Genomic DNA, 26,587 nt, shown 5'->3' with positions numbered 1-26,587 from the left:
TTTACTTACATACTGTGTAAAGCAAAGTTAGGTCAGCAAAGGAGCTAAGACGTGTCAAACTAGAAACAGCACTGTTGTCGAAATCGAAACCTCAAGCTACTCTCCCCGAATTTTTTCTAAGTATTCAGAGGGTGTCATTCCGGTAGTGTTCTTAAAAAACTTATCAAATTGCTGCACACTGTTAAAGCTACAGGCGTAAGCAGCTTGTGTGCTATTGGATAATCTGATCAGGTTTTCCTTTGCCAATTCGACTAAAAAGTCTTTACGGCATTGCCTTAGTGAATGGCCAAATACAGCCTTGTATACCCGTCCAATATATTGCTGGCTTTTTTTGAATAGGGGTGGCAGCTCATCCAGCCTAAATTCCTGGCCATCTACCGCTATGCTCCGCCGTATCTCTTCCCGTACCTGGAGCGCTAGGATACTCCCGTCATAAACCTTTTCATACTCCTCAAAAATTTTTTCTTTACTGAGCTTGAGCAGTTCGAGGATCTGCCGATGTAGAAATAGCTCGGTATCCAGATCGATAAACCGCAAATGTTCGAGTAGGCGCCCGATCATCACTCGGGTACGTGGGCCAATTCTGAAATCAATGCTCTGAAATGGTCGTGTACTCTTATTGCGAAAAGCGGCAACGAGTTCGTGCAAAAAATTGAAATGTCGCTCATGGTTTTTACGGAACATCTTGCCACGGAAGTAAAAGGAAAATAGTTGGGTATGCCCTTTAGGAAATTCCAAGATATATTCTCCTGGCGGAAGATAACAGTAACAACCCCGTTTGGGATGAAGATCAAACCGTTGATGATCTTTTATTAATAGAATGGGCTCAGCAGACTCCAATACATAGAAAGCATGCAGGTCGCCCCGCTCGATCCGTAGTCTGATGCTATTTCTTTGTTGTCCATAGCGATGCAAGGAGGTCAGATAGCTCAAGAACCCATCAAACTCCTGTAGTAGCGCCTCATCTCCATGTTCGTTCTGAAAATAGGATGGTTTGGCGATCTGCATAAGCTGTACGCCCAGTATATGGCGTAAGGCTGAGGTGTTGCTGGTCGAAGTATAGTGTTCCTCCAGCGCAATAAATAGGCTTTTTTGCATGGTCAGATTTTTAATAAAAAGAGCAATATCGAAGCAGCGATAACTATTGGAAGAATTTAACCGTAGACAGCCGATTCTTTGCGCGAACGTCGCGCGAATGGCAAAACTGGCGTGAATAGGAAAGTTGACGCAAAAATAGGCTGAGTACGCTTTTATTCGCCTTTTCGGTGTATTGGATTGGATATTTGTAGTACTGATTCAGCAAACTCTGTCGACAAGAGTCTGGGATTTCCAACCCTGCGATTTTTGGACTTTTAGAATTGAAAAATTGTAAACAATGACTGAAATAGTATCGAATAAGATTTTGGTCCTGAATAATAGCACAGCGCTGCAGGTCGTGAGATTGGCAGACTTTCTGGCTATCTTTTCACGAGCTGGTGAAGATGAAGCGGATAAGTGCGAAATCTGGGCCTTCTGACAACTGCAACTACTAATCTGCAATCTCCGGCTACGACGCCGGGGATTGTTTTTAATCCAATTATATATGACTAATGACCACATGAACTATGCGTTTTTCAGCGCCAACTTACATCACTATGTTCCGTCAATACCCTGGGAAGAGCATAATGCGCTGTACTCAATATTTAAAAAGTATCATATCCCACGTAATCCAGCGCTTTATGGCGCTACGATAACAGGCCTTGATAAGATGACGCGAGCTGGAATATTGACTGGCTTCCATCTAGGACAACATGAGCTTTTGCCACTCTATCTCGCTGGAGCGGGAATAGATTTTGATATTTTGATAAGCAAAAAAGTTTATCAAAAGTACAGACATAGCTTAAATCTGCACCGGACATCTCTTGAAGTAGCAGATAGGCATTTTGATTTTCTCTTTGCCGAAGACAAATATATCGTGCTTCAAATGAAGAGAGCGCTATATTCAGGTAGACATATTCTGGTATTTGCGGACGGCAATCTTGGAACTGGAGATATAGATGGTCTTCTTGTGCCCGTATCTTTTTTTAATGAGAAGCTTTATGTGCGACGTGGGATTGCTTTTATTTCCCATTTACTACAGGTACCAATATATCCGATACTGGATAAGCTAGCCGGCGATAATGTCAACATAGCTATTCAACAGCCTATCTATCCTACTTTTGAAGTAGGACGGACTGACTATATTCAGGACTGCATGCAACAACTTTTTGACTTACTATCGGATAGGTTAAACGGTAAATGGGCAGACTGGGCCTGTTGGGACTACTTGCATCGCAATGGAATGCTGTGTTTAAATGACTCTGAAGATGCATCGATCGAATTACTGAATCCAGAGCATACCTTTTCGTTTCATGTAGAGTCGAAAACTTTTATCTTAGATAGATTGAATTATAATATTTTTGTTATTTAAGGTTATTATTGTATTTATTAAATAAAATAATGGTAAATTTATAATTGTAAACCTATCATATAACCAATTATGATTAAGATTTTAAAGAGATATCGATCGCCAATTATATTATTTTTTAGCATTGTACTAATCTTGATCATCGGAAATCTGTTACGTTATCAACGACTGCTAAATGTCATGCAGATCATCGGTATTATGTTGTTATTTGTGCTCTATTTTAAGTTTTTGGACCTTAATCTAAGGTTGGTCATAAGTTCATCTTGGTCAAAACGTGGTATCGGAACCTTACTTTTTCTTTTTGTCTTGTATACCTTTATTCCTTTTTCGAAATGGGTCATATATGATTTCTATCCCCTTGTAGGCATTTTTCTTTTTAAGATAAATTCAGAGTTTGATGCGGTACAGTTTAAACTAAGAGTGGGCTCAAGTTTTAGTTCCATTCTATTGTTTACCATAGGCAATGTTTTTTTTAGAAAGCGTAAATTCAAACAATCTTTATTGGAAGCTGATAATAGCAATGCAAAACATGAAATTGACAATTTGCGTTATCAGCTTTCGTTGCGTGATATCAACCCGCATTTTGTTGAAAGTATCTTATCTACAGGCATCGGCAGATCGCTTATGGGAAAGGGTAGGGAAAGCGCTGATATGTTAATCCGATTTAACCAGGTGCTACGCTATGTGCTGGACCAGGATATTGCCGGGATGAAAGCTGTCCCATTAAAGATTGAATGGGATTATTTTATTGACTTGACTGATATTCTGCAATGGAAATATGGCGATGCTACAGTGGAGTTGCAGGTGGATGCTGACTGGGAAAAATGTCGTCATCATATTATTCCGATGTCTTTGGTGACGGTCCTCGAAAATGCGATCAAGTATGCCGTTTTCCAATTTGAAGGTGCGATCGTTATTAGCTTGGTCGTGAGCCGTTATGGGTTTGTATTTGAATGTAGAAATCTTTTCGATCCTGTGCAACGCGTGATGATGAAATCTTCCAATTTTGGTCTTGGCAATTTGCGGCAACGCCTGTGCAAAGATGAGCAATGTGGCATATTACATATTGAAGAATCTGGCAATGAATTTATTGTGCGGATTGTCCAGAATAAATTTAATGCGGATGGAAACTAGTATGATTTATCGAATAGGAATAGTAGATGATCAATTGGATGAACTACTTCTGATCCAGCGATATATAGCAGATGATCCCAGCTTAAAGATTGCTTTCTGTACTTCTGATCCGGTGCAGGCATTAAGCCTGATGGAGCATCAGGAGGTAGATATACTAATATTGGATATGAACATGCAGCCACTGAATGGCGTACAGTTCCTGGAAGCGCTAAAGGTGATGCCCCAAGTCATCGTCTGTTCCAATCACCCTGAATATATCTATGAAACATCGCCTTATCAATCGGCATTTATCCGTAAAACAATTGGAAGAGCGGCCTTTAATGAAACTATAGAAAGGGTTAAGGCATTCGTTGATGTTCCCGAAGATTTCATTGACCTGAATGATAATGTTTTAGATATAAAGACATCAAAATCTGCTGGCTATCACATTCAGGTAAATACCGACCGTATGATGCTAGCGGTTATTGAGGATAAAACAATGTGTTTTTACAAGGAGAATACAAACAGGCTGGGAAACAAGATGTATTTTACTAAAAATGGAAATATCACAATGGACTTATTGGAAAGTCTATTGGATAAAAAACAATTTGTACGTGTACACCGAAGTTATTTGGTTAATATGGCGTATGTAGAGCACTATTCTATAGATCATATTGTGATCAAGGGTACCGATGTGTTTGTGCCGATCGGGAAAACTTATCGGAACCGCTTTAAAGACAGCATCGGCAGATACCGTAAAAAGAACAGATGCTAATGAATTAGTCTGCGGACAGTTGCAGTGCGATAATCGATACGGTTTTAGTAATTAATCTGAATGTATGATGAAAAGATTTGACCGATTATTACTCCTGATTGAAGCAATTAAAAATATGTTGGAAAAGCTATTAAATGGAGGCGTTTTACCCCAAAAAGAAAAGCTCCAGGCTGAAGACCTATTGACATCCAAAGAAGTACAGTCTCTCTTTGGAATAGTTCATAGTACCTATTATCGGTGGATCGACCGAAAATGGTTAGACCCAATTATTATCGGAGGAAAGCATTATCATCGTCGGGATGATATCCAATCGCTATTAGTGAAGCGAAAATATCGTGAAAGGGGTGGCCTGAATTAGCTTGTCAAGCGCTGATGCTGTCTTCGACAGCCCTTCGAAAAGGTTTCGACTGCTGTTCGGGACTGCTCCCAGACTGAGAGGGGGCTGCTTCGGCAATTCTTCGACTGGGCTTCGGGAGTGCTTCGACTCGTTCCCGAAGCCCAGTCGAAGCGCAGTCGAACAACAGTCGAATGTGACCCGAAGCAGTCTCGAATAGCTCGGCAACGAAACCCGAACGCTTGTCGAATGGCTCCCGAGGATCTCTTATCCTGTCCCACTTTGTCCCTTTTGTTATCCCAATTTCATTACCCTGTTATCCCCTTTTTTATCCTTTTCTATCTCGTATTATCCTGAATTATCCCATTGATTTAAATCGGCGGGGATCCCGCTTAGTTTAGCTGTTGATATATCAAAATAGTCCTGCATGCGGACATAGTATTAAACAAAATTAAAAAATAGTAATTATGGCAACATTTTTAAAAGGTATCCACGGCGCATACAGTGGTAAAGTGGGTAATATCGTAGGAAGTAATTGGCGTTCAGTTGATTATGTTAGGTCGGTGGCGAGGCCGACCAATAAGCCAGCTTCGTTAAAGCAACTTGCACAGCGTGAGAAGTTTGCATTATCGACGGCTTTTTTAGGGCCGTTAAAGGAACTCTTGAACCTGGGCTACTCTGATGTACAACAGGGTAAATCGACAGGGTACAACCAGGCGTTGCGTGATGTGCTCAAATTTGCGATCACTGGGATATATCCTGACTTTGAGATCGATTACAGCAGGGTTCGCATCAGTAGAGGGGCCTTGGCAAATCTTTTTGTCCCACAATGGACAGAAAGTGCACCCCAGGAAATCACATTGACGTGGATGAAATCTACAAGTGACCTCATGGGATACAACGATGACTCTGTGATTCTTCTGGTCTATAATAAAGATAAGAAATATTTTAATTTGATGGAATCGGCAACGCGAGATGACGAAACATTGACATTGACTTTTCCGTCGATATATGCTGGAGATACAATCGTGGGATGGGTATTTACAGGACACCGGGATGGTGTGAAAACCTCGTCAAGCGAATACATTGGTGAACTCACATTAAGTTAATAACATGAATAGCTACGGTAATATCAAATGTTACTACCGTAGCTTATTTCAGAAATCAAAAATGAAAATAGTACAAAAACAACTGGTCTCAGATATCGAGGATATCTACTGGCCTTTGACAAACAAGCAATTACTGGGTATTATATTGGCCTGTCTATGCTTCTTTTTTATTGCCGCGGGGCTATTGCTCCAGGCAATTGATCCTACGGCTGGTGTATTGGATATCGGCATATTGTCCGTGCTGCTATTCGGTATATTGTCCGGATTGCTGGTCATTTACTGCTGCTATTGGCTACAGGAGATCCTTTGGCAACCGTTTAAATTCTTTCGGGAAAATTTCAGTTATCACTTTAATCAATTGACATCATGGCAACAATGCATTATTTATTTTTCGGTGTTCTTTTTTTCAATGTTCTCTTTCTTGGTGATTTTGGCCATCCTGCTGTAAAGCGGGGAATCTTTGGCAATCAGCCCAGGGCTATAGCTATTTGGGTCAGACCTGGGCATGACGGATCAATAACACGCGTTCGCGAACGCATTGTGGATATCGCCCTAGGGGAGATCGGTATCCACGAAGCAACAGGCAAGAATGATGGCGCTAAGGTGGAGGAATACCTGGCCTACACAGGTCTAGGCAAAGGTTATGCCTGGTGTGCGGCGTTTGTGTCCTGGTGCTACGGAAAGGCCGGACTTGCTGCGCCGCGCAATGCCTGGAGTCCGGCGCTCTTTCCCTTAATCCGGCGTTATACCGAACCGCAGATAAAGCGGGATAGCATTCGGCCGGCAGATCTCTTTGCGATCTATAGCCAGCAGCAGGGACGAATCAACCATGTGGGCATAGTTCGGAAAATCGAGGGGAACTGGTTGCTGACGGTGGAGGGAAATGTTGCAAACAGGGTATTGTCCAAGCGACGACCAATCGTGACGATCTATGCATTTTCAAATTGGTTAGACTGAGAGGATAGAGGCTATGGAAATAAAACCAACTTGTATTTTGTCTATACTCATTGGCTTGCTTACGCTGACTTCATGTAAGATCTATGAAAATAAACAGCGCGATAAACGGAAAGAATTTGAAATGGACTGGCAGCATCTCCAGCAGCGTCAGCGGCAATATACCTTCCGGAAGGATACGCTTTCCCGCTTATGGTATTTTTGGACGGATAGTGCTTTCCGCTTCCATCCGGATAGTGGATTGTTCGCACAGTCGGGAAGTTTACTGGGGCAAGAGCTGCAAGGAAGCATCAGCACACAATCGCGGGATCGGTCCGAAACAGATGAGCAGGGAAGGTTAAAGGCCAGTAAGCAACAACGGAATAGCAAAAAGCTGCTATCTGCGGAGTACCTATGGCCCTTCGGCTTTGTCTTAGTCTTGTTTCTCCTTTGGAAATGGTTTAGATCCCGTCTGTCCCCATAGCTGGTCATGGAAAGATGGTGTAGGATACTGAGTAATTGAATCTGCCGTTGGGCATTTTAGCAGACAACTCTTTAAAATCGAGTTTTGTCTGCTTTTTCTAGATTTAATTCCCTGTTAATTTTGAAGATGCTATCTGTTCGAAAATTGTCCATGGATGACTGTTCCCGTACAATATTGTGTATCGAAAATAGCTACTTCTATTTCTTCTTTTGGGGTAACTTGGACATTGAAACAAATAACACACCTCGTGGGACAGTCCCATTTTTCACCAAGATTACCTTCTTATTTTGTAACTTGGAGTATTTGAGTTCAAGATGTGTTATTAACCTCCGGTATTTTACACCTTTGATTTCAGATAGGGGATATGGTATTGTTCGTTGAATCTTTTCTTGTCATCTCGATAGCTCCTGACAGCGCCAAGTTTATGCATTATTTTAATATAGCACCAAGCAAGATCAATTTGATAGGGTTTAAAGCCACTCCGAGCACTTTTTGGATACAGATGATGATTGTTATGCCATTCTCCAGCAACTATTCCCGGCCATACTTGATTTATTGATTTATCTTTCTCATTAAAATCGATGCCTTCCCGTTGTTTGTCTTCTCCTTTTGCGTGACCTTCATAGTTGAATGTTCGTACACCTACAGACCAAAATCCAGCGGCGCCAAAAAGAGTACAGGCGAGCGCATGGCCACCGATCAAATAAAATATTGCATACCAGAATGCCCAATTTAATATCCAGGACCATATCGCATGTGAAGGATTTACATACGAGCCCCATTTTTGATATTGTGCATAGCAGTTGGCTTTTACACCTGTATGGCGCATGAGGAGTTTGACTCGATTATAGGAATTTTCTGTCAGGTCTTTAGCAATAGGCTGATGATTTACATCCGCTAAGAAACAGTATAAGAACCCTGCTTGCGCATTATAAGGATCACCGGGTTGATCTGATTTTGCATGATGCACGTGGTGCGAAATCACATATATTTCTTCCGGTATAACATTGATTGTTAAGTTCTGCGTAAAAAAACGCCAAAACCCATTCCGAAATTTGAATGCTCCGTGTGTGGCAAATCGATGATGCCATATTGTTCCATGGGTGCCCATGACGATCATACTGTAAATGAATGCAGCAAGTACCGTCCACCAGCTGAAATGGTATACTAAGAATAGCACAAAAAATGGAATAAGGCACGCTACTTTTAGCCAACTAAAAAATGGTAACCAATTGCGCTTGTCTTTAAAGATATTCAGACGTTTGAAGAATTCATTCAGAAGTTGTTTTTTACTAGGTTTTACGAGGTTTCCGTCGCTGTCTTTCCATCCGTAGGTAGGAACTTGTAGGACATGATCTAAAAAGGGCATTTATAATTATTTAATGAAAAGTTTTGCTAAGTTACCATATAATAAGGATAAAAACTGTTAATATTCAAAGTTTAACATATCATTTGCTATTATTCCGATATACTATCATTACGTTCTTTCAGTTTATTTTTGTATATTGAAGACCCTCTCTACGTGCAGTACCCTATCGAAGATACAAGAAGATCGTATGCAAGGGTCTTAAATGGTAAAAGAATTACAGGCGATAATCGTGTGTAATTTTAATGGACAATGTGAAATATCGTTCTTATTAATTTTAATACAGCCTTTTGCTGATTATATTCTCTAAGTCGATAATGTCGAATGGTTTTTCCAGATAGTCATCAGCTCCAGCCTGTTTAGCCAAGCTTTGTATATCTTTGTTCGCTGATAGATAGATTACAGGTATTCTATTGAATTCCTGATGGTTTTTTAATAATTGCGTCGCTTCAATTCCTCCAATGGAGGGTATCCAGTTATCCATTAAAATTAAGTCGGGTTGTATCTCATTGACCTTTTCTATTACGTCGTGGGAAGTAGAGGATACAGCTACTAAATATCCAAAGCTCTCCAATATCATGGTGATCATCTCCAACAATTGTTTGTCATCGTCAAACAGTAATAATTTTTTCTTTTCCATTCTTAAAATTTTTCGATCAGCGGAATAAGTTCATCAATATCAATAGGTTTAGAAATATAACCATCGGCGCCAGCACTTAGGCATTTTTCCCGGTCACCGGACATGGCCTGTGCAGTCACCGCAATTATGGTTACTTCATTAAACATTTCGCTGGACCTCCTAATCTTAGCGATGCCTTCATATCCATCTATTTCAGGCATCATCATATCCATCAGCACGATATTGACACTTTTATGCTGATGGAGTATTGCAAGCCCTTCTGCAAAAGAGGAGCTGCTGAGCACAGCATATCCTTTTGACTTAAGAACCAACTTTAGTGCAAAAATATTATAAGGTTCATCATCTATGATCAGAATCAATTTTTTATTGTCCATATTTTAATCAGTTGTATAACCAGACACGTAATAATGAAAGTAATTGATCGGTATCCACCGGTTTTGAAATATAATCAGATGCCCCGGCTATGATACATCTTTCTCTATCACCGATCATGTTTTTAGCTGTTATGGCGATTATCGGTATTTCACTGTAACGGGGATTTTGACGGATCATTTTAATCGTTTCATACCCATCCATTTCCGGCATCACCATATCCATCAGAATGACAGAGATATCTTGGTGCTCTTCAATTTTTTCTAGTCCCTCCTTTCCGTCCATTGCAGAAACAACATTAATATGATACCTTTCAAGGGCCTGAGTGAGATAATAAATGGTGCGTATATCGTCATCGACGATAAGTACCTTTTTATTTTTCAATACTTCTGTAATGGTTCCTAAAGACGAGCTCTTTGACCGTTCTTCACCGGAATAATTCCCCACTAAATGCAAAAATAGTCCAACTTCGTCCAGTATTCTCTGGTAGGAATTGGCAGTTTTGATGACAATTGAATCAGCATATTGCTTCAATTTTAGCTCTTCGGATTTCGAAAGATTCTTCCCTGTGAATACAATGATAGGTATATTTTCTAAACCGGATTTTTGACGTATCGAGTCTAATGTATCATATCCCATATTGCCCGGAACGCCCATATCCAGTATAACACAATCTGCTTTATCGGAACATAGGCTTTCTACGCTTTCCGCAATAGTGGTCTTTATTTCAGAAGTGATATCGTAGCTTCCCAGAAAGTTAGCAAGCGCTGTCGCATGTTTTGAATTTTCCTCAACAATAAGCACCTTTTTCGGATTCCGTGCAAGTGCTTCCTCAATTTTTATAAACATCTGGGCCATTTGTTCCACCGCAATAGGTTTATCAATAAAATCGATAGCCCCTTGGAGCAAACTTTCACGTTTTACTTCAAAAGATGACATAATATGGACTGGAATTGGACGCGTTATTGGATTGTTTTTGATCTCTGCCATAACCTGCCATCCATCTTTTACAGGTAATTGAATATCCAATAAAATTGCCATAGGCTTATACATGAGCGCTGCATCGGTTGCCTGGTCTCCACGTACGATAACTACCCCTTTATACTTTTGTTGCCGGGTGTACCGAAGCAATGCTTTGGCAAAATTAACATCATCTTCCACGATCAATATCACTTTATCGCCTTCTTTGATGTCATTGCGGTCATCATCAACATCCGGTGGGATAATGTCAGCGATGTGTGGGTTACTGGACATTATGATTTCCTGTGTTTCTTCTATGTTTTCCGCAATAGACTGTATAAGTTCTCCTGTTGTCGGAACAGTATTTTCTTCTTGATTTTGGGGAAGTACAAGGGTAAAAGTACTTCCTTTTTTTTCCTGGCTACTTAAGCGGATTTCCCCGCCCAACAAACGCGAGAGTTCACGGCTGATCGAAAGCCCCAGGCCGGTCCCGCCAAATTTGCGGCGTGTGGACCCGTCAGCCTGCTGAAAAGCTTCAAAAATGACTTCCTGTTTGTCCGGTGCAATTCCTATGCCGGTGTCAGTTACGGCAAAAGCAATCTGTCCATCTTGTGCATCGCTTGGAAAGATGGAAAGTGTGACCTGTCCCTCTTTCGTAAACTTGATGGCATTCGATAATAGATTCCGTAGGATCTGGTCCAGTCGCTGCCGGTCAGTTCGTATTGTCTTTGGCAGGTTGTCTGCCAATTTAATTGTAAATGAGAGTGCTTTTTCCCTTATAATCGGAGAAAATAGATTGTCCAGGTCTTTCGTAAGATCCGAAATTGTAACCTCTTGATAATCGAGTTCCATTTTACCGGACTCAATTTTTGAAAGATCGAGAATTTCGTCGATAAGGGTCAATAGGTTTTTTCCGGATAATTGGATGACCTCGGCAGATTCAATCTGTTCGGTTGTCAGGTTCTTTTCCGGATTATCTGACATCAGGCGGGAGAGTAGTAAAATTGAGTTGAGCGGTGTACGCAGTTCATGTGACATATTTGCCAAAAATTCTGACTTATATTTCGTACTCCGCGCCAGTTCTTCCGCTTTTTTCTGAATTTCCTGATTCCGGTCTGCTATCAACATATTTTTTTCCTCAAGCATTGCAGAGCGTTGCTCCAGCTCTCTATTGGCTTGCAGCAGTTCTTCCTGTTGTACGCGGAGTTCCTCTTCGGACGTCTGGAGTTTTTGGGTATGGATTTCGAGATTTGCGTTGAGATTTTCCAGCTCGGCTTGCTGTGCCTGGAGCTCCTCTGTCTGCGATTGTGTTTCTTCAAGCAGATGTTGTACTTTCAGTCGGGCCTGGGCTGCGACAATTGCTGCACCAATATGGCGGCCTGCTTCTCTATAAAAAGGGAGCTGAGGCCCTTCGAATTTTCTGAAAGAACCAAGTTCGATAACACCTATACAGGTATGACCATCAAAAATTGGAAGCAATAGGATCGAATGCAGGGGGAAATATCCTGCAGTAAAACTGACCACATTTTCCGAAGGATTTGGATTTTCTATGGTCCGTATTTTGCCATCCAAAAATACCTGCCCAACTGCACCTTCACCGGGCGCAATAAACTGTCGCATGGAGTCTTCATGACCATAAGCCCCTATCAGGACGAGCTGCGAATGCTCAAGGATATAAAGGGAGCCATTTGCACATGCACCATACGTGACCAATGTTTGCAATGCCTCGGAGGCTAGGTCTTCTTTCATTTTGTTGCCGACCAAAACTTCGTTTAGCAAGGCGAGCCCGGTCTGGCGCCATTCATTGTTGCTCAGGTCATCGAATGATTGTTTTAACGAATCCGCCATATTATTCAGTGAACCCGCTAAACTTCCTAGTTCATCATGCTCCTGGTCATTGATTTTAACCGAATAGTTGCCGGCAGCAATCTGTCCTGCAATACGTTGTGTTGCTATGAGCCGTTGGGTGATCTCACTATCTTTTTTCTTAAGGTCTTGTTCAAGTTGTACGCGTTTTGCTAGGTCGCGTCTTAGCCTTATATATGAAAATATGGTAATGAACAGTGAAATTATCGCAGCGATGATCACAAAAAGTGAGGTCAATGTAGATGCAGCATTGAGCTTTCCAGATCTACTGTCGAGCAATTTCTCTTCATTGTCCGTAAATCTAGCAATGAGGGCACGGCATCTGTCCATATATTTCTTGCCCTCCTCCATATCCTCTAAGGTGACCGTACCCCGGCTCTTTTTTATAGTGACCAGTCCGGTCATTGTATTGAGCCGGGACTCGACCAACTGACCGACACTATCTATTATTTTTTGCTGTGGAGGATTGTCCGATACCAGGTCACGGGCAGTGGCAATTGACTGAGGAAGGGAGTGTAAGCTGCTATAATAGGGGTCCAAAAAATGTTCCCTTCCGGTGAGCAGAAAGCCCCGCTGTCCAGTCTCTGCGTTTTGTAGGTCAATCAAAATTCTGTTCGATCGTGCAATAACACGTCGACTGTGATCAACCATTTCACTATTATGGATCTGATTTCGGATACTGAGATATGATGCTGTCGAACTGGTCAATAATAGGGCCAGTGAAAATCCAAAGCCGATCTGTAGATCTCTTAAAAAATGTTTTGGCATTGCCTGGTTCAATTTAAAGGTAAAGAAAAATAAAAAGTAGATCCTCCTGTGGGGGCGCTCCGTACCCCGATAGTTCCATTGTGCTGCTTAATTATTTCAGCGCAGATATAAAGACCTATCCCCAACCCCTGAAAGTTTACGGACGATTCTTCCACACGGTAAAATTTATCAAACACGTGTTTTTGTCTATTTTCCGGAATACCAATGCCACAATCGGTGACAAGTACGCTGACCGACTCAGATTCATACTGTACGTCTATTGTTATACAGGGTCTATTGACCGAGTATTTTATCGCATTACTGAGAAAGTTGACCAGGACTTGTTCAATACGTGTTTTATCACTCGTTATCGTGCGGTTGATAAGTTTGGGAGCGTAACGAAAATAAAAATCGACATCCGTGTTCATCTGTTTTATTGAAGCAACAGTCTCTTCAATAAGGTTTTCAATTTCAAAATCTTCTTTTTTTAAATTAAGTTGGCCATTGTCAATTTTAGAAATATCGAGCAGGTCTTTTATCAGCTCCTGTAATTTATCTACATGTCCATCTAGGGTAAGGAGATGTTTTTCGATAGAAGCAGTATCATTTAAGCTAATCAAGCGCATCATAAACTGAACGTAACCCTTAATACTTGTCAAAGGTGTCTTCAGTTCATGGCTGGCAATGCTCAAGAATTCGTCTTTCTTTCTTTCCAATTGTTTTCTGTGGTCAATGTCTGTCAGGGTTCCTACCCAAATTGGACCGGATTCCTGCTCACGGATCGGTGCGATGCGAAGAAGAAAATATTTGAAATTCTCTGCGCCAAGTTCTTTGATCCGAACTTCTTTTTCATAAACAGATCTGTGGGAAACAGCTTCATTCCATAGTGTTTTAATCTCGGCTTCCTCTGGATGTGTCGGAGGAAAAGAATCAGCAGACTGAACAAACTGATACCATTGGGAATTGACAAATTTTATGTGCCCGTCGAAGTTTGCAGTGAAAGCCAGTTGCGGTAAGGATTCGAGTGTCTGGTGGAGTTGGTCAACCTGTTTTTCAAGGGCACGCTGAGCTTTTTTGCGCTCGTCGATTTCAGATAGGAGTTGTTCTTGTATTTTGTTTAGCGCGACTGTCTTCTCATGGAGATCATAGAAAGTTTTGACTTTCAGAATGAGGATATCCGGATCTACAGGTTTAGTGACATAATCATGGCCACCGGAGGCATATCCTTGCGTGATGAATTTTTTGTCCTTGTTGACTGCCGATAGGAATATAATCGGGATATTTTTTGTTTTATTGAGACCCCGCAAGGTGGCTGCAACTTCAAAGCCGTCCATATCGGGCATCTGCACATCTAGAATTATGAGTACGTACTCGGTTTTCAGGGATTTTTTTAGTGCTTCCTCGCCAGAGAGGGCCGTGTCCACTAAAAAGTTTTTTGATTCTAAGAGCTTCTTTAATGAAAATATATTTTCTTCTTGATCATCTACAATTAAAATCATGGTTTCTGCATTTATGTTTGACGGTAGTTTAGATTCTATAAGTAAATGTTAAATATACACAGATTATTTGTAGCAATGCGCACTCCTCTGACTCAAATGGAAAATTTTCGATAAATTATAAAAACCGCAAGCAAATATAAATTTAACAATTACAGCAAAGGCATTGGACAATATAATAAGCAATTCAGTTTTTACTACTACATCCCGGATCTATAGGCAAAGTCCCGAGATCAATATTAGACGCGTATGTAATGCCACTGTGACGCTTATGATGTTTGCGTTTACCATTATTTCCTCATTAGTTAATATTTTGATTATATATTCTACTCGATTCTAAAACATCTTTGGAGGCAAAATAGTTGTGTAAAAATGTAGATAGACTAGACCTCGTTTATAGGGAAAAAAGATCGCTCGATTTACGAAGTTTCACCGAAGGGTCTATTTGACAGTACCCATGCAATTGCTCGCATGGGTACTGGTTTGAAACGAATCATTAGCAGATAAGCTGTCAATTTTTAAAGATCTAGTCTGGCGGGCTGAATTTATATGTATTTTTAGTAAACTATTTTCAATTTTAGTAAACTGTTTTCAATCAATATTGTTAGCCATATGATATATTCTAAATCTATGATCCGAAGCCTCCTGCTATTTTTTTTGCTGTTATCTTCCGAGATATTATTTGCCCAGCGTGCAGATTCAGTCCAAAATGGCTATGTAGCAAAAATGGAACGTTTTTTTAAGGAATCCGCAAAGCGGAGTATGCAGGATCTGGAAGTAGACAGGGCTGCGATCAGACAGAACAAAGTTTTGGAAGAAATTAAGCTGTTGGCGAGCCAGTCGCATACTTTTTTGAAAAAGGGATACGATTCCTTGCACGCTAATAAAGAATTGAATAAGTTGATCGCTTTGCACCAAATGGCAAAAGATGGCGTTTTCAGTCACACAGGATCTGCCCAGTCTTCCCGAAACCTTACCGTTACTTACAATATTTTAAATGCATTAGCTGCCGAATTGCAGGCGAATAAAAAGAGTATCGACAATTATCAGGACAGGTTGAGAAGATATAGGCTTGAACTGGATTCATTGAGCAATGATCCCTCGCTTTTTGTTTTCTCACATGATTCTGCTGAAGTTGCGCGTTATATGAAAAGGCTTCGGGTCGTGGCCGTTGAGATCTCTCCTTTAACGTTGCAATTAGAAGAAACGATCAATTACATTCAGGAAATACAAAATAACATCAATATGGAAATACTGAAGATAGGTGCCGATAAAGCTGAGATTGAGTTTTATCAAAAGCAACTGTCTATTCAGTCCAGCCAGCGTAATTTTGTCAATATATGGGAACCAAGGAAGTTCGACAGACCAGTACAGACTATTCTATATTTTTCGGCTGTTAAGGCCAAACTTCTTTTATCTTATTATTTGAAAGGGCACTGGGTAGCCATATTGCTATTTTTAATGCTGACCACAGTTATTTTAACTTACATTAATTCGCTTACAAAGGGTATCGATAACAAAACCATAGCTTCCTCTTTTTTATTATTAAAACGTCCCTTTTTTAGTGGACTTTTGATCGCGTTATGTATCGCGCAATTCCTGTTTCCTGCACCGCCATTCATTCTGACGTATCTATTTTTGATAAGTAGTGGTTTATTTCTCTCATTTGTGATGCGTGGATATATTACAGCTTATTGGATGGGTATTTGGCTGACGTTTTTCATCCTTTTTGTATTTGCCGGTTTGGACAATCTTATTCTACAGCCTTCACGGATAGAACGTTGGATAATGATTGTCATCGCATGTCTAGCTGCAATAGTGGGTTTGGCAGCTTTGATCTATAAAAAACCGAAATCAGATCTAAAAGAAAAATGGATTTTATATCCCATCGGATTTATGGTGATGCTCGAAATATTGTCCATTGCACTCAATTCCTTTGGCCGTTTTAACTTTAGTAAGGTCTTTATGATTGCCGGTCTGAGTAATGTGGTTGTTTGTATATTGTTTTTATGGGTGGTACGATTGGTCAACGAAGGTTTACAATGTGCTTCGACCTATTATAAGAATAAAGAGCGGAGGCTTTTTTACTTAAATTACAATCGGGTCGGACAACGCGCTCCATTATTTTTTTATGCTTTGTTGGTGCTGGGATGGTTTGTGTTATTTGGTCGAAACTTCTATGAATTCCGATTTTTATCGGATCCACTGAATGACTTGCTGAATAGCAACTATCGTCTTGGGACTTATCAATTTTCTGTTTTTAATCTGATTCTTTTTTTCTTCATCATTAGCTGTGCAACTATACTGTCTAAAATCGTTTCTTTTTTTGCTGCGGATTCGCAGTGGGTGAAAAGAGATAATTCACAGGAAAAGCAGTTTCGGTTGGGAAGCTGGATTCTTTTGATCCGGATTGCAATTGTTGTTATTGGATTCTTTTTGGCTTTTTCAGCACTTGGGATCCCCGTTGAGCAAATCGGTTTGGTGATAGGGGCCTTAGGTGTTGGTATTGGATTTGGTCTACAGACCTTGGTCAATAACTTGGTCAGTGGCCTGATTCTCGCATTTGAAAAACCCGTTAACGTGGATGATCTGATCGAAATAGGGGGTAAAACCGGGAAAGTTAAATCCATAGGGTTCCGTAGCAGCGTCATCGGTACGGCAGAGGGTGCTGATCTGATTATGCCCAACGGCGATCTTCTCAATGCGCATGTCATGAATTGGAGTTCGGGTGCCTCCAGGAAGCGATTCAGTCTGAGACTTGAGGTAAGGTATGGTACTGATTTGGACAGCATGTCCAGATTGGTAAAGGAGATATTTGAGCAAAATAACAACATACTACATTCGCCCAGTGTCGCGATACAGTATGCGTCGGTGAGCTCGCAAGCTGTCGTGGTAGACATTTATTTTTGGCTTAGATCAGGAATAGATGGTGCGCAAGTAAAGAGCGACCTTTTTACCAGCATACACGAGGTCTTTCGAAATGAAAAGATTGAATTCGCCTTACCTATTCAGGAAATTAAGCTCGACAATGCGGGAGAATAGGGAATAAGATCATTCATTAAATACATAATGTTAAACTTAAATAAAATACCAATGAATTTAATCAAATTTTTACTACTTGTGCAGCTCTTTCTATTGGGTGGGAAGAATATGCTATTGGCGCAGCAAAAAGATGATGTGATTTACCTGATGGACGGGCAACAAAAAAAAGGAAAAATCGTAACGATTGCTGATGATCTAATCAAGTTTTCCTATCCGGGTGAAAGCGTCTTGTACGAATTAAAGAAAGATAAAATTAACAAAATTGTATTTGCAAACGGCCGCGAGGAGGTATTTGAACAGACAGCCACCACAGAAACTACAAATGCAACTAAATCGTTGGGTCCCAGTGGTAATTTGTTGGCAGTCATTCCATTTGAAATTGCGAGTAATGACCAGAGCATTATGACCGATGTGATGCGAAAAAAAATACAGGAGTCCTGTGCGGAGGCAATTCAGGGACAAAAATTGGCAGTACAATTACAGGATCCGCGCACGACTAACGCCATTTTAGCCAAGAATGGGATAAACTTTGCAGATATTGAACACCACACGCCAGACGATTTAGCCAAGATTTTAAATGTTGATTACGTTGTTATGGGCGTTTACGACATCGAGAATAAAGGTGCCTCCACCTATGGATCCTCGGTGTCAACATATGATGCAAAGCAAAAAGGCGATAAAGAAAAAGGTACAGCGGTGACTTCAAATAATTCGTATACTGTCGTAAATTATGATACAAAGGTACATGTGACGATCTATGATAATACAGGCCGTCAATTGTTTTCGGATTCGCGATCCCCGTTTTTTGGAAATCTAGACTCTTACAAAGGGGCATTAAAAACCTTGGCGAAACGAATGCCGTTAAAATAAATAAAGCGATTTGGGGTCAGGCAATGATATGTTGAGGATTAATTTTTAGGAACAGATAGGCAGAGGCAATAGTTAAATTTTGGTTCAGTCTGACATAAGCATATGATATACGGGGTCGAATCCCATGGAGTGTGCAAAATGGAGCAAAAGAACGTTAATAATAAAAAAAAAGAAGAATTTTAAAACCTTATAGTATTGACAATGGTTTTTCCAGTACCTTAAATTGTTAGATTATTGTATTTTTTATAGGCTAGGTGTTGATTCCCTAGCCTATACTATTTTTTGGATAGACGATCGACTTTGCCAATGACAGATTTAATATTATCAGCAATGGATTGGTATATTTCGTCGACTGTTTTCATCGCTTTAATTTTAGAGGACGATTTCTGATCTAACATAAATGTGACGATTTTTTTCAGATCGCTCGTTTGTTGTATAGGTGGCAAGGAGAGACGGAGCAAACCCTGTAAAATTTAATATCGATTATTTTAGATAGGTCAGAAATTGGGGCCATAAAAAAACGCTTGATCGGGGAGATGCGAGCGTTTTAAACTAACCAATTATAAACCTAAATTATGAGTATAAAGGAATACACTTTCTGTGCCAAATTATGCAGCATGACAAAAATGCAGTGAATATTTTTGCTTACGCATATCAAATTGATCATTTTGCCAATATGATCGGAAATTAAAATATTACCTTTTGGCTTATTTTAGCATGCATATTTTTTTATTGATCTTGCAAGATGTACAATTTAATGTTATATTAACATCACAATTATACCTTTGTATAAATCCTTTGGAAATCTGATATAGCGTAAATATAGTTTAATGCGTCATGAAAGAGCTGTCTGATAAAGAACTGTTTGATGTGGTGAGAGAAGGCGATACACAGGCATTTTCTGTCCTGTTTGATCGCTATGGCGAGACTTTATTGAGCTTTATTTTAAAACGTATCGGTTCGATTACGGATGCAGAAGATATCCTTCAGGATGTTTTCGCCTCGTTGTGGAACAGACGACATAAGATCGAAATTCAGGATTCGATCTACCCTTATCTCTTCAAGGCGGCCAAGTATGAAGTCATCGACTGGATGGTTCGCGACCAAAAGCGGATCTCACATTTCGAACAGCTAGTCCTTCCTCTTAAAAATGAGCCTGCTGCCCCCAATGACAGTGATGAGCAATTGATGGCTAAAGAACTATCCTTTTTCCTTGACAATGAAATCGCCAAGATGCCCTTGACCATGCAGTCTGCATTCAATCTAAGTCGTGTGGAAGGCTTAAGCATTAAAGAAATTGCATTTCGATTATCAATATCCGAACAGACTGTAAAGAATAATATATCGCTGGCTTTGAGTCGATTAAAGCTTAAGGTGAAATAAAACTCAATTTTCTTCGGTACCTCTTCAGACTATCTCAGGTTATATTAATATATGACAGAAGATAATCAAAGAGAGCTGGCTCAAAAGTTACTCAAAAAATATTTAAGGGGAGAGTGCACTCCAGATGAAGAACGAATCGTGAACAAATGGTTCTTTTCATTTGATGACGAGCCCTCTCTGCCCATGGCGGAAAGTGAGGCGATATTGGGGCGATCCAAGAATGTGCTGTTGCGCCGATTCGAAGGGGAGATGGATGTTGCAAAACCCAACAAGAAGGTGTTCGTTTGGAAACGGATTGCTATCGCAGCCTCAATTCTCCTTGCATTAACGACAACGGTTGTACTTCTACAAAAAAAACAGACAGTTGCTGTGCCGCAGCTCGCTGCAATCACACCCGATACCTCTGGCGTGTTTAAAAATGATATTCTTCCGGGTGAACGCTTTGCTAAACTTTCCAATGAACGTGGAGAAACGCAGTTATTGGGAAAAGAAAATCAGGCCGAAGACATACAGCCCACAGCATTTAAGGGAAATCTCAAATTAGAAGTGCCTGCCGCGGGGACCTATAGCGTCGTGCTGAGCGATGGAACCACGGTCTGGTTAAATGCGGCCTCTACATTACAATACCCGGATCAATTTGCTGACGATGAGCGCAGGGTGAAATTGGTCGGCGAGGCCTTTTTTCAGGTGGCCAAAGATGCCAGCAAACCTTTTCGGATTGAAGTCGAAAACTCCGTTATCGAAGTACTCGGTACGAGCTTTAATGTAAATGCCTACCACAAGGAAATCAACACCTCATTGGTAGAAGGTAAGGTGAAAATTATGAGCCAGGGGCATGAAGCCTACCTCTCTCCCGGAAATGAAGCGATCATCAGTGTGGATAAAATACGTGTTCAGCCAGCAGACATACAAAAGAATACGGCTTGGCAACGCGGGGAATTTGTACTTGAAGGCAGTAGCTTTGCCGAGATTATCGACCAAATCGCGCGATGGTATAATGTGGATTTTGTCAATGCCGAGGATATATCTCCTAACAGTAGATTTGACGGGACACTCAGTAGGGAGGTCAGGCTCTCTGAGGTATTGAAAATTCTGTCGTACACAACAAACCGAAAGTTTGAGATCGATGGACGACGTATCATCATCCGTTAATACAATTAAGTTTTTACCAATTAAAATTTATAAAATATGATATAACCAGACGAATTAATCAAAAGGTCCAATACAATAGAAAAGGGGATGTTGACGCATCCCCTGTTGTCAAAGGCCAAATTTATTGAAGTGCGAATTCTATAGATTATTAAACCATTAACAATTCAAAGTTATGAAATTTTTTTCTCCATTAATAGCATGGGGGGACCGGAGAAGTCATTCTTATACCCTAAGCATTAAAGTCATAGTGACTATGAAGTTGATTTGTGTGCTGCTGCTAGCATTTACGATTGGTGCTAGAGCATCGGGATATGCGCAACAAGTAAATCTATCCTTGAAAAATGCCAAGATTGAAACTGTGCTTAAAGAGATTTCCAACCAGACCAAGCTCCGCCTTTTTTACGACGAAAGGCTATTTGAAAACACCTCGCGATTAGATATTAACGTAAGTGGATCCGATGTAAGGGCTGCACTGGCAAAGACATTACGCGGACACAATCTGATCTTTGATATCATGGGAAGTACCATTGTCATTAAAGAGAAAAAGCAGACAGACCGTGAAGTCTCGGGTGTCGTAAGGGATGCCTCCGGACCAATGCCTGGAGTGACCGTGACGGTATTGGGAGTGACGGGAATATCAACAAAGACGGATAAGGACGGCCGGTATAGCATACGCGTCCCGGAGAAGGCAATCCTTTTATTTCGTTTTATGGGCTATAAGGATGCCGAAATAAATATCTCTGACAAGAACAAAGCCGATGTACTGATGGAAACGTCTGAGTCGCACCTGGATGAGGTCATCGTGGTGGGCTACGGTACGCAGAAAAAGATCAACCTCTCGGGAGCGGTCGATCAGATCGGCGAAAAGTTTCTGGATAGCAGACCCATTACCAACGTCGGAACGGCCTTGCAAGGCGCTATGGCCAATCTGAACATTACACCGACTTCAGGAAGAGCAAACAGCTCGCCCGGGATCAATGTACGGGGATATACTTCCTTATCTGGGGGCGGGCCGCTGATCGTAATCGATGGGGTGCCAGCAACCAACGAAGAACTCAACCGGATGAATCCCATGGATATCGCCAGCGTGACAGTATTAAAAGATGCCGCATCGGCAGCGATCTATGGTAGCCGCGCTGCTTTTGGGGTTGTATTGGTGACGACCAAATCGGGAACAACAAAGGATATCAAAGTGACTGCCAACTCGATTTTTGGCGCAAAGGCGATTACACGGACAGTAGAGGTCGAGGATGATCCTTATCAGGTGATGAAATACAGAAACATTATGTCTGCTCCCTGGTACAATCTGTACGACGAGAAAATGCTCGAATATGGTAAACAACTGAGTGAAAATCCGTCGTTGCCTCGTGTGATCGTCGATCCCCAAAATCCAAATGCTTATATCTACCTGGGGTCTACCGATTGGTTTAAGGAAGTGTACAAAGATATACAGCCCTCGTATACCAATAATATCAGCATTGGACAAAAGAATGAGCGTTCTTCGTTCTATCTCTCAGGCGAATATTATAGACAAAATGGTATGCTGCGGATTAGCCCAGATACCTATGATCGCTATAATTTCAGGGTGAAAGGCGATTATAAAATTACGAATTGGTTTACCTTATCCAATAACACCACCTTTACAAGTGACAAATATGATCAGCCTTCGGCAATTGATCAGGGCTATCTCTATTGGCATAATGTCAACCGGCAGCCTTCACTAAATACCGTGTACAATCCGGATGGTACTTATACCGAAGCCGGAGTAAACATGATCGGTGCGGTAGCTGAAGGGGGGCGTAGCGTTAGTCGAAATAATGATTTTCAGACCAGCTTTGGTGCAAAAATTGACTTCATCAAAAATGTGTGGACCTTAAATGGGGACGCTACCTTTAGAAGGATTTCTGGTAAATCACATTTCTTTCAGGTACCGCTTGCCTACAGTACAGGACCCAATGTGATGAACAAGCAAAACTTTAACAGTTATGCCTCTAATGGAAGTGCCGAAACGCGTTATAATGTGTATAACATCTACTCGCAGTACCAACGGACACTCAAGGATCACTATTTTTCGGTGATGCTGGGTTTCAATCAGGAAGAACGGATCTATGAGTCTTTCTCTGCATCCCGGGATCAGTTGATTTCCAATTCGCTGCCGACAATAGGACTCGCTACTGGTCAAACTCCGTCAGTAGGGGCATCTGATTATGCCTGGTCGGTAAGGGGAGCTTTTGCCAGATTGAACTACTCCTATAAAGATAGGTATATCCTGGAGTCTAACCTTCGTTATGATGGTTCTTCAAGATTCCCTAAAAAAGATAGATTCGCCTTCAATCCTTCGGTGTCAGCAGCCTGGGTCGTTTCGCAGGAAAACTTCTTTCAGCCGATTAAGGAGACCCTGTCTAATTTTAAACTGCGGGGATCGTACGGGTCATTGGCAAACCAGGATTTAAGGGACAACTATTACCCTTACATTGCCAATATGTCCAAGGGGAGTGGTGCTATTTTGGACGGCAAGATTGTACCAATTGTAGGTAGTCCGGGCTTAGTGTCATCGACACTGACCTGGGAAACCATTACGCAGTCCAATTTTGGGGTAGATATCGGCTTGTTTAACAATCAGCTTTTTGGTTCATTTGATATCTATCGCCGTGATACAAAAGATATGTTGACAGCAGGTCGGACATTGCCGATCGTGCTCGGTACTGGTGTACCGCTAGAAAATGCGGCTAACCTGAAAACCAATGGCTGGGAATTGACCGTGGGATACAACAAAGAGTTTATGGTGGCCAGCAAACCGTTTTCGGTCTCGGCAAGGGTCAATCTGGCCGATAGCAGGGCTTATATTACAAAATACAGTAATCCGAAAAATAACTTAAACGATTATTACGTCGGTCAGGAATTGGGTGAGATGTGGGGACTGACGACCTTGGGATTCTTCCAGTCGCAAGAAGAGATCAAGGCACATGCCAATCAAAATGATGTCACTTCTTATCCCGGCACAAGGGGATTGGAACCGGGCGACCTCAAGTTTGCCGATATCAATGGTGACGGCAAAATAAACCGGGGCGACTGGACCTTGGATAATCATGGCGATTACACGATTATCGGTAACTCCAGACAGCGTTACAGTTATGGTATAGATCTGAATTCAAGCTGGAACGGTATTGATCTGCGTGTCTTCTTACAGGGGGTTGGAAAACGGAATTATTACCCTCCGGGTGGTGACCATTATTTTTGGGGTATTTATGCGCAGCCCTGGGCGAGTCTGACCAAGTTTAATCTGAACCATTGGACACCTGAGAATCCAAATGCGTATTTACCGAGACCCAAATCTTATGTAGCCGAGCAGAGTGGTATCGAACTGGCTGCCACACAGACCAAATATTTGCAGAATGCAGGTTATTTGAGGGTTAAAAATGTGACCTTGGGCTACACCCTTCCAAAGCTCATCACCGATAGATGGGGGATAGACCGATTGCGCCTGTTCGTCAGCGGTGAAAACCTCTTTGAGTTTACCAAACTAATGGATTACCTGGATCCAGAAATTGTTGGCGACCGGACGGCATATCCTTTTCAGCGGACATACTCGTTTGGCTTAAACTTTAATTTCTAAAATGACTATTATCATGCAAAATATAAAAAGACAAATTATCAAGATTGGAGCACTGGTAGGGGCCTTGTTCCTGATCATGAGCTGTAACGATGATTTCATGGAGCGATATCCCACCACATCGGTCACGCCGGAAGTGTTTTTTAGCAATGTAAATGATCTGAAAACCTATACCGATGGTTTTTATGGTAGTTTGAGTGCGCCGATAGCGGATCTGGGAACAGATAATCTGGCGCACCATAATTCCGGGAGCACAATTGATGAGATCATGCGCGGGGGGGTAACCCCTCAGAATGCTGCCGTATGGAGCTGGTCTACCCTGCGAAATATCAATTTCTTTCTTGAAAATGCCGGTCGTGTGAAGGGGGCCAGCCCTGCCGATGTGAACCATTATATCGGTATCGCCAAGTTCTTCCGTGCTCGGTTCTATATTGACAAGGTGAATCAGTACAGTGATGTGCCTTGGTACGGTAAGACAATGGGAACCTCGGATCTTGAGCTATTGAACAAGAAGCAGGACAGCCGAACGCTTGTAGTGGACTCGATCATGGCTGATCTTGAATTTGCCGCGGCCAATATCAAACCTGATGGTCACAAATCGACAGTCACCAAATGGGGAGCCCTGGCGCAATTAGCACAGTTTGCCCTGCAGGAAGGAACTTACCGTAAATATCACACCTATCTGAATCTGACTGGATCGGCCAATACTTTTCTGCAGCGCGCCGTTTCAGCAGCGGAAGAGATTATGAAATCGGCCAAATTTTCCATCAGCACCGCCGGTGGTGTCAACCGTGCTTATCGTGATCTATTTATCAGCCTCAATCTGCAGGCAAACCCTGAAACCATCTTGTTTATAGACTACGATAAGGATTTAGGTCGAAGACGTAATGCGCATACCGTTTTGGACTATGAGTGGGCACTGAGCCAAACGCTGATGGAAAGTTATCTGATGAAAGATGGAAAGCGTTTTACCGCACAGCCAGGTTATAAAACAAAGAATATTGATCAGGTTTTCGTTGACCGCGATCCCCGCTTTGAGCAAACTTTTATGAAACCTGGATTCCAAGCAGTCAATGCTTCAACCCCACAGCGTCTCAAACCAACATTGGGCGGGTATAATCAGATTAAATTTTATCCTGAAATAGCGGATATGATTAGCTGGGAAGCTGCCTATACAGATGCCTTTGTATTCCGTTATGCCGAAATCTTGTTGATCTTTGCGGAAGCCAAAGCCGAGTTGGGAATTCTTACAAGCCAGGCTGACCTCGACAAATCGATCAACCTCTTGCGCGCTCGTGTGGGGATGCCGGCTATGCAACTGGGCGAGGCGAATGCCAATATTGATCCGGTATTGCAAGCCTACTACGCCAATGTGAAAGGCGGCAATGTGGGACTTATCCTCGAGATCCGCAGGGAAAGACGTATCGAACTGGCTTGTGAAGGTCAGCGATACCGGGATGTCTTTCGATGGGAAGTGGGCGAACGCCTAGCTGATCAACAACAAGGAATGTATGTAAAAGCATTGGGAGCAATGGACGTGACCGGTGATGGAAAAGTTGATATTGCGATACTCGAATCTGCAAAAGATACCGGCCCGATCAAAGATTTGACAGAGGAGGAAAAGAAGAATATTTCCCTCTATTATTTAAAGGATGCCAATGGCAATAATACGTCCATCTATCTTGAAAATGGAAACAGTGGCCATATTATGTTCACCGTAGCAAGAGATAAAAAGAAGACGTTTGAAAAACCCAAATACTACTATTACCCGGTAGCCAATAGCCAAATGGTGCTGGATGGTAGCAAATTGGTACAGACAAATTTTTGGTAATTGATAGATTTTTTTTGACAATAAAGGGAAAGATAGGTGAATCCGATTGGCGGAA

At 41.5% G+C, this 26,587-nt stretch carries 22 protein-coding genes; 15 read left to right on the top strand and 7 right to left on the bottom strand.

The window, feature by feature from the left end; all coding sequences use genetic code 11:
* Positions 1 to 96: 96 nt before the first annotated feature.
* Positions 97 to 1,098: a helix-turn-helix domain-containing protein gene (locus HMAT_RS11970; protein ID WP_104382917.1), complete on the bottom strand. Its 1,002-nt coding sequence runs from the start codon at positions 1,096 to 1,098 to the stop codon at positions 97 to 99.
* A gap of 277 nt (positions 1,099 to 1,375) precedes the next feature.
* Between HMAT_RS11970 and HMAT_RS27050 the strand changes: the two genes are divergently transcribed.
* The 9 genes from HMAT_RS27050 (at position 1,376) to HMAT_RS11930 (ending at position 7,194) form a co-directional block, all read left to right on the top strand.
* Positions 1,376 to 1,516 carry a hypothetical protein gene (locus tag HMAT_RS27050; RefSeq protein WP_158655799.1) on the top strand — a complete coding sequence of 47 codons (141 nt, stop codon included), beginning with the start codon at positions 1,376 to 1,378 and terminating at the stop codon, positions 1,514 to 1,516.
* Positions 1,517 to 1,582: 66 nt separating this feature from the next.
* On the top strand, positions 1,583 to 2,449 hold the full coding sequence (locus HMAT_RS11965) for a hypothetical protein (RefSeq protein WP_104382916.1): 867 nt from the start codon (positions 1,583 to 1,585) through the stop codon (positions 2,447 to 2,449).
* A 69-nt stretch (positions 2,450 to 2,518) separates the two neighbouring features.
* Positions 2,519 to 3,580, top strand: coding sequence for a histidine kinase (locus tag HMAT_RS11960; protein ID WP_104382915.1), 1,062 nt, complete (start codon positions 2,519 to 2,521; stop codon positions 3,578 to 3,580).
* The gene (locus HMAT_RS11955) at positions 3,570 to 4,334 is read left to right on the top strand and encodes a LytTR family DNA-binding domain-containing protein (RefSeq protein WP_158655798.1); all 765 of its coding nucleotides are present in this window, start codon (positions 3,570 to 3,572) and stop codon (positions 4,332 to 4,334) included. Before HMAT_RS11960 ends, HMAT_RS11955 begins: the two co-directional genes overlap by 11 nt.
* Positions 4,335 to 4,398: 64 nt before the next feature.
* Positions 4,399 to 4,692, top strand: coding sequence for a helix-turn-helix domain-containing protein (locus tag HMAT_RS11950; RefSeq protein ID WP_158655797.1), 294 nt, complete (start codon positions 4,399 to 4,401; stop codon positions 4,690 to 4,692).
* A gap of 443 nt (positions 4,693 to 5,135) precedes the next feature.
* The gene (locus tag HMAT_RS11945; RefSeq protein WP_104382912.1) at positions 5,136 to 5,777 is read left to right on the top strand and encodes a DUF6266 family protein; all 642 of its coding nucleotides are present in this window, start codon (positions 5,136 to 5,138) and stop codon (positions 5,775 to 5,777) included.
* A 61-nt stretch (positions 5,778 to 5,838) separates the two neighbouring features.
* Entirely contained in the window at positions 5,839 to 6,225 is a 387-nt protein-coding gene (locus tag HMAT_RS11940; RefSeq protein ID WP_158655796.1) for a hypothetical protein, read from the top strand.
* The gene (locus HMAT_RS11935) at positions 6,144 to 6,734 is read left to right on the top strand and encodes a CHAP domain-containing protein (protein WP_104382910.1); all 591 of its coding nucleotides are present in this window, start codon (positions 6,144 to 6,146) and stop codon (positions 6,732 to 6,734) included. The genes HMAT_RS11940 and HMAT_RS11935 overlap by 82 nt, the downstream gene beginning before the upstream one ends.
* A gap of 37 nt (positions 6,735 to 6,771) precedes the next feature.
* Complete coding sequence (locus HMAT_RS11930; protein WP_233789207.1) at positions 6,772 to 7,194, top strand: hypothetical protein; 423 nt, start codon at positions 6,772 to 6,774, stop codon at positions 7,192 to 7,194.
* A gap of 337 nt (positions 7,195 to 7,531) precedes the next feature.
* Here HMAT_RS11930 and HMAT_RS11925 read toward each other — a convergent pair whose 3' ends face one another.
* From HMAT_RS11925 to HMAT_RS11905, 5 genes are all read right to left on the bottom strand, one after another.
* Positions 7,532 to 8,563 (bottom strand): fatty acid desaturase, encoded by a 1,032-nt coding sequence (locus tag HMAT_RS11925; protein ID WP_104382908.1) that lies wholly within the window; start codon positions 8,561 to 8,563, stop codon positions 7,532 to 7,534.
* 274 nt (positions 8,564 to 8,837) lie between these two features.
* On the bottom strand, positions 8,838 to 9,200 hold the full coding sequence (locus HMAT_RS11920) for a PleD family two-component system response regulator (RefSeq protein ID WP_104382907.1): 363 nt from the start codon (positions 9,198 to 9,200) through the stop codon (positions 8,838 to 8,840).
* Between the two features lie 2 nt (positions 9,201 to 9,202).
* Positions 9,203 to 9,574, bottom strand: coding sequence for a response regulator (locus tag HMAT_RS11915; RefSeq protein ID WP_104382906.1), 372 nt, complete (start codon positions 9,572 to 9,574; stop codon positions 9,203 to 9,205).
* Between the two features lie 7 nt (positions 9,575 to 9,581).
* Positions 9,582 to 13,166 carry a response regulator gene (locus tag HMAT_RS11910; RefSeq protein ID WP_104382905.1) on the bottom strand — a complete coding sequence of 1,195 codons (3,585 nt, stop codon included), beginning with the start codon at positions 13,164 to 13,166 and terminating at the stop codon, positions 9,582 to 9,584.
* Between the two features lie 8 nt (positions 13,167 to 13,174).
* A complete protein-coding gene (locus HMAT_RS11905; protein WP_104382904.1) occupies positions 13,175 to 14,644 on the bottom strand; it encodes an ATP-binding protein in 1,470 nt (489 codons plus the stop codon).
* A gap of 627 nt (positions 14,645 to 15,271) precedes the next feature.
* Here HMAT_RS11905 and HMAT_RS11900 point away from each other — a divergent pair.
* Entirely contained in the window at positions 15,272 to 17,683 is a 2,412-nt protein-coding gene (locus HMAT_RS11900) for a mechanosensitive ion channel domain-containing protein (RefSeq protein ID WP_158655792.1), read from the top strand.
* 51 nt (positions 17,684 to 17,734) lie between these two features.
* Entirely contained in the window at positions 17,735 to 18,553 is an 819-nt protein-coding gene (locus HMAT_RS11895; RefSeq protein ID WP_104382902.1) for a hypothetical protein, read from the top strand.
* 275 nt (positions 18,554 to 18,828) lie between these two features.
* Here the strand turns inward: HMAT_RS11895 and HMAT_RS27585 are convergent, their stop codons facing one another.
* Positions 18,829 to 18,951, bottom strand: coding sequence for a hypothetical protein (locus HMAT_RS27585; RefSeq protein ID WP_262508754.1), 123 nt, complete (start codon positions 18,949 to 18,951; stop codon positions 18,829 to 18,831).
* Between the two features lie 439 nt (positions 18,952 to 19,390).
* On the opposite strand from HMAT_RS27585, the gene HMAT_RS11890 reads away from it, so the two are divergent.
* From HMAT_RS11890 to HMAT_RS11875, 4 genes are all read left to right on the top strand, one after another.
* Complete coding sequence (locus HMAT_RS11890) at positions 19,391 to 19,936, top strand: RNA polymerase sigma factor (RefSeq protein ID WP_104382901.1); 546 nt, start codon at positions 19,391 to 19,393, stop codon at positions 19,934 to 19,936.
* A gap of 51 nt (positions 19,937 to 19,987) precedes the next feature.
* Positions 19,988 to 21,088: a FecR family protein gene (locus tag HMAT_RS11885; RefSeq protein WP_104382900.1), complete on the top strand. Its 1,101-nt coding sequence runs from the start codon at positions 19,988 to 19,990 to the stop codon at positions 21,086 to 21,088.
* A gap of 253 nt (positions 21,089 to 21,341) precedes the next feature.
* Entirely contained in the window at positions 21,342 to 24,704 is a 3,363-nt protein-coding gene (locus HMAT_RS11880) for a TonB-dependent receptor (protein WP_233789206.1), read from the top strand.
* A gap of 13 nt (positions 24,705 to 24,717) precedes the next feature.
* Positions 24,718 to 26,532 carry a RagB/SusD family nutrient uptake outer membrane protein gene (locus tag HMAT_RS11875; RefSeq protein WP_104383410.1) on the top strand — a complete coding sequence of 605 codons (1,815 nt, stop codon included), beginning with the start codon at positions 24,718 to 24,720 and terminating at the stop codon, positions 26,530 to 26,532.
* Positions 26,533 to 26,587: the final 55 nt, after the last annotated feature.

This window comes from Sphingobacterium sp. HMA12, assembly GCF_002933815.1.
In the GTDB taxonomy this organism is placed as follows: Bacteria; Bacteroidota; Bacteroidia; order Sphingobacteriales; family Sphingobacteriaceae; genus Sphingobacterium.
The sequence above is the reverse complement of the archived record's forward strand: the minus strand, read 5'-3'. Positions and strand labels throughout refer to the sequence as shown.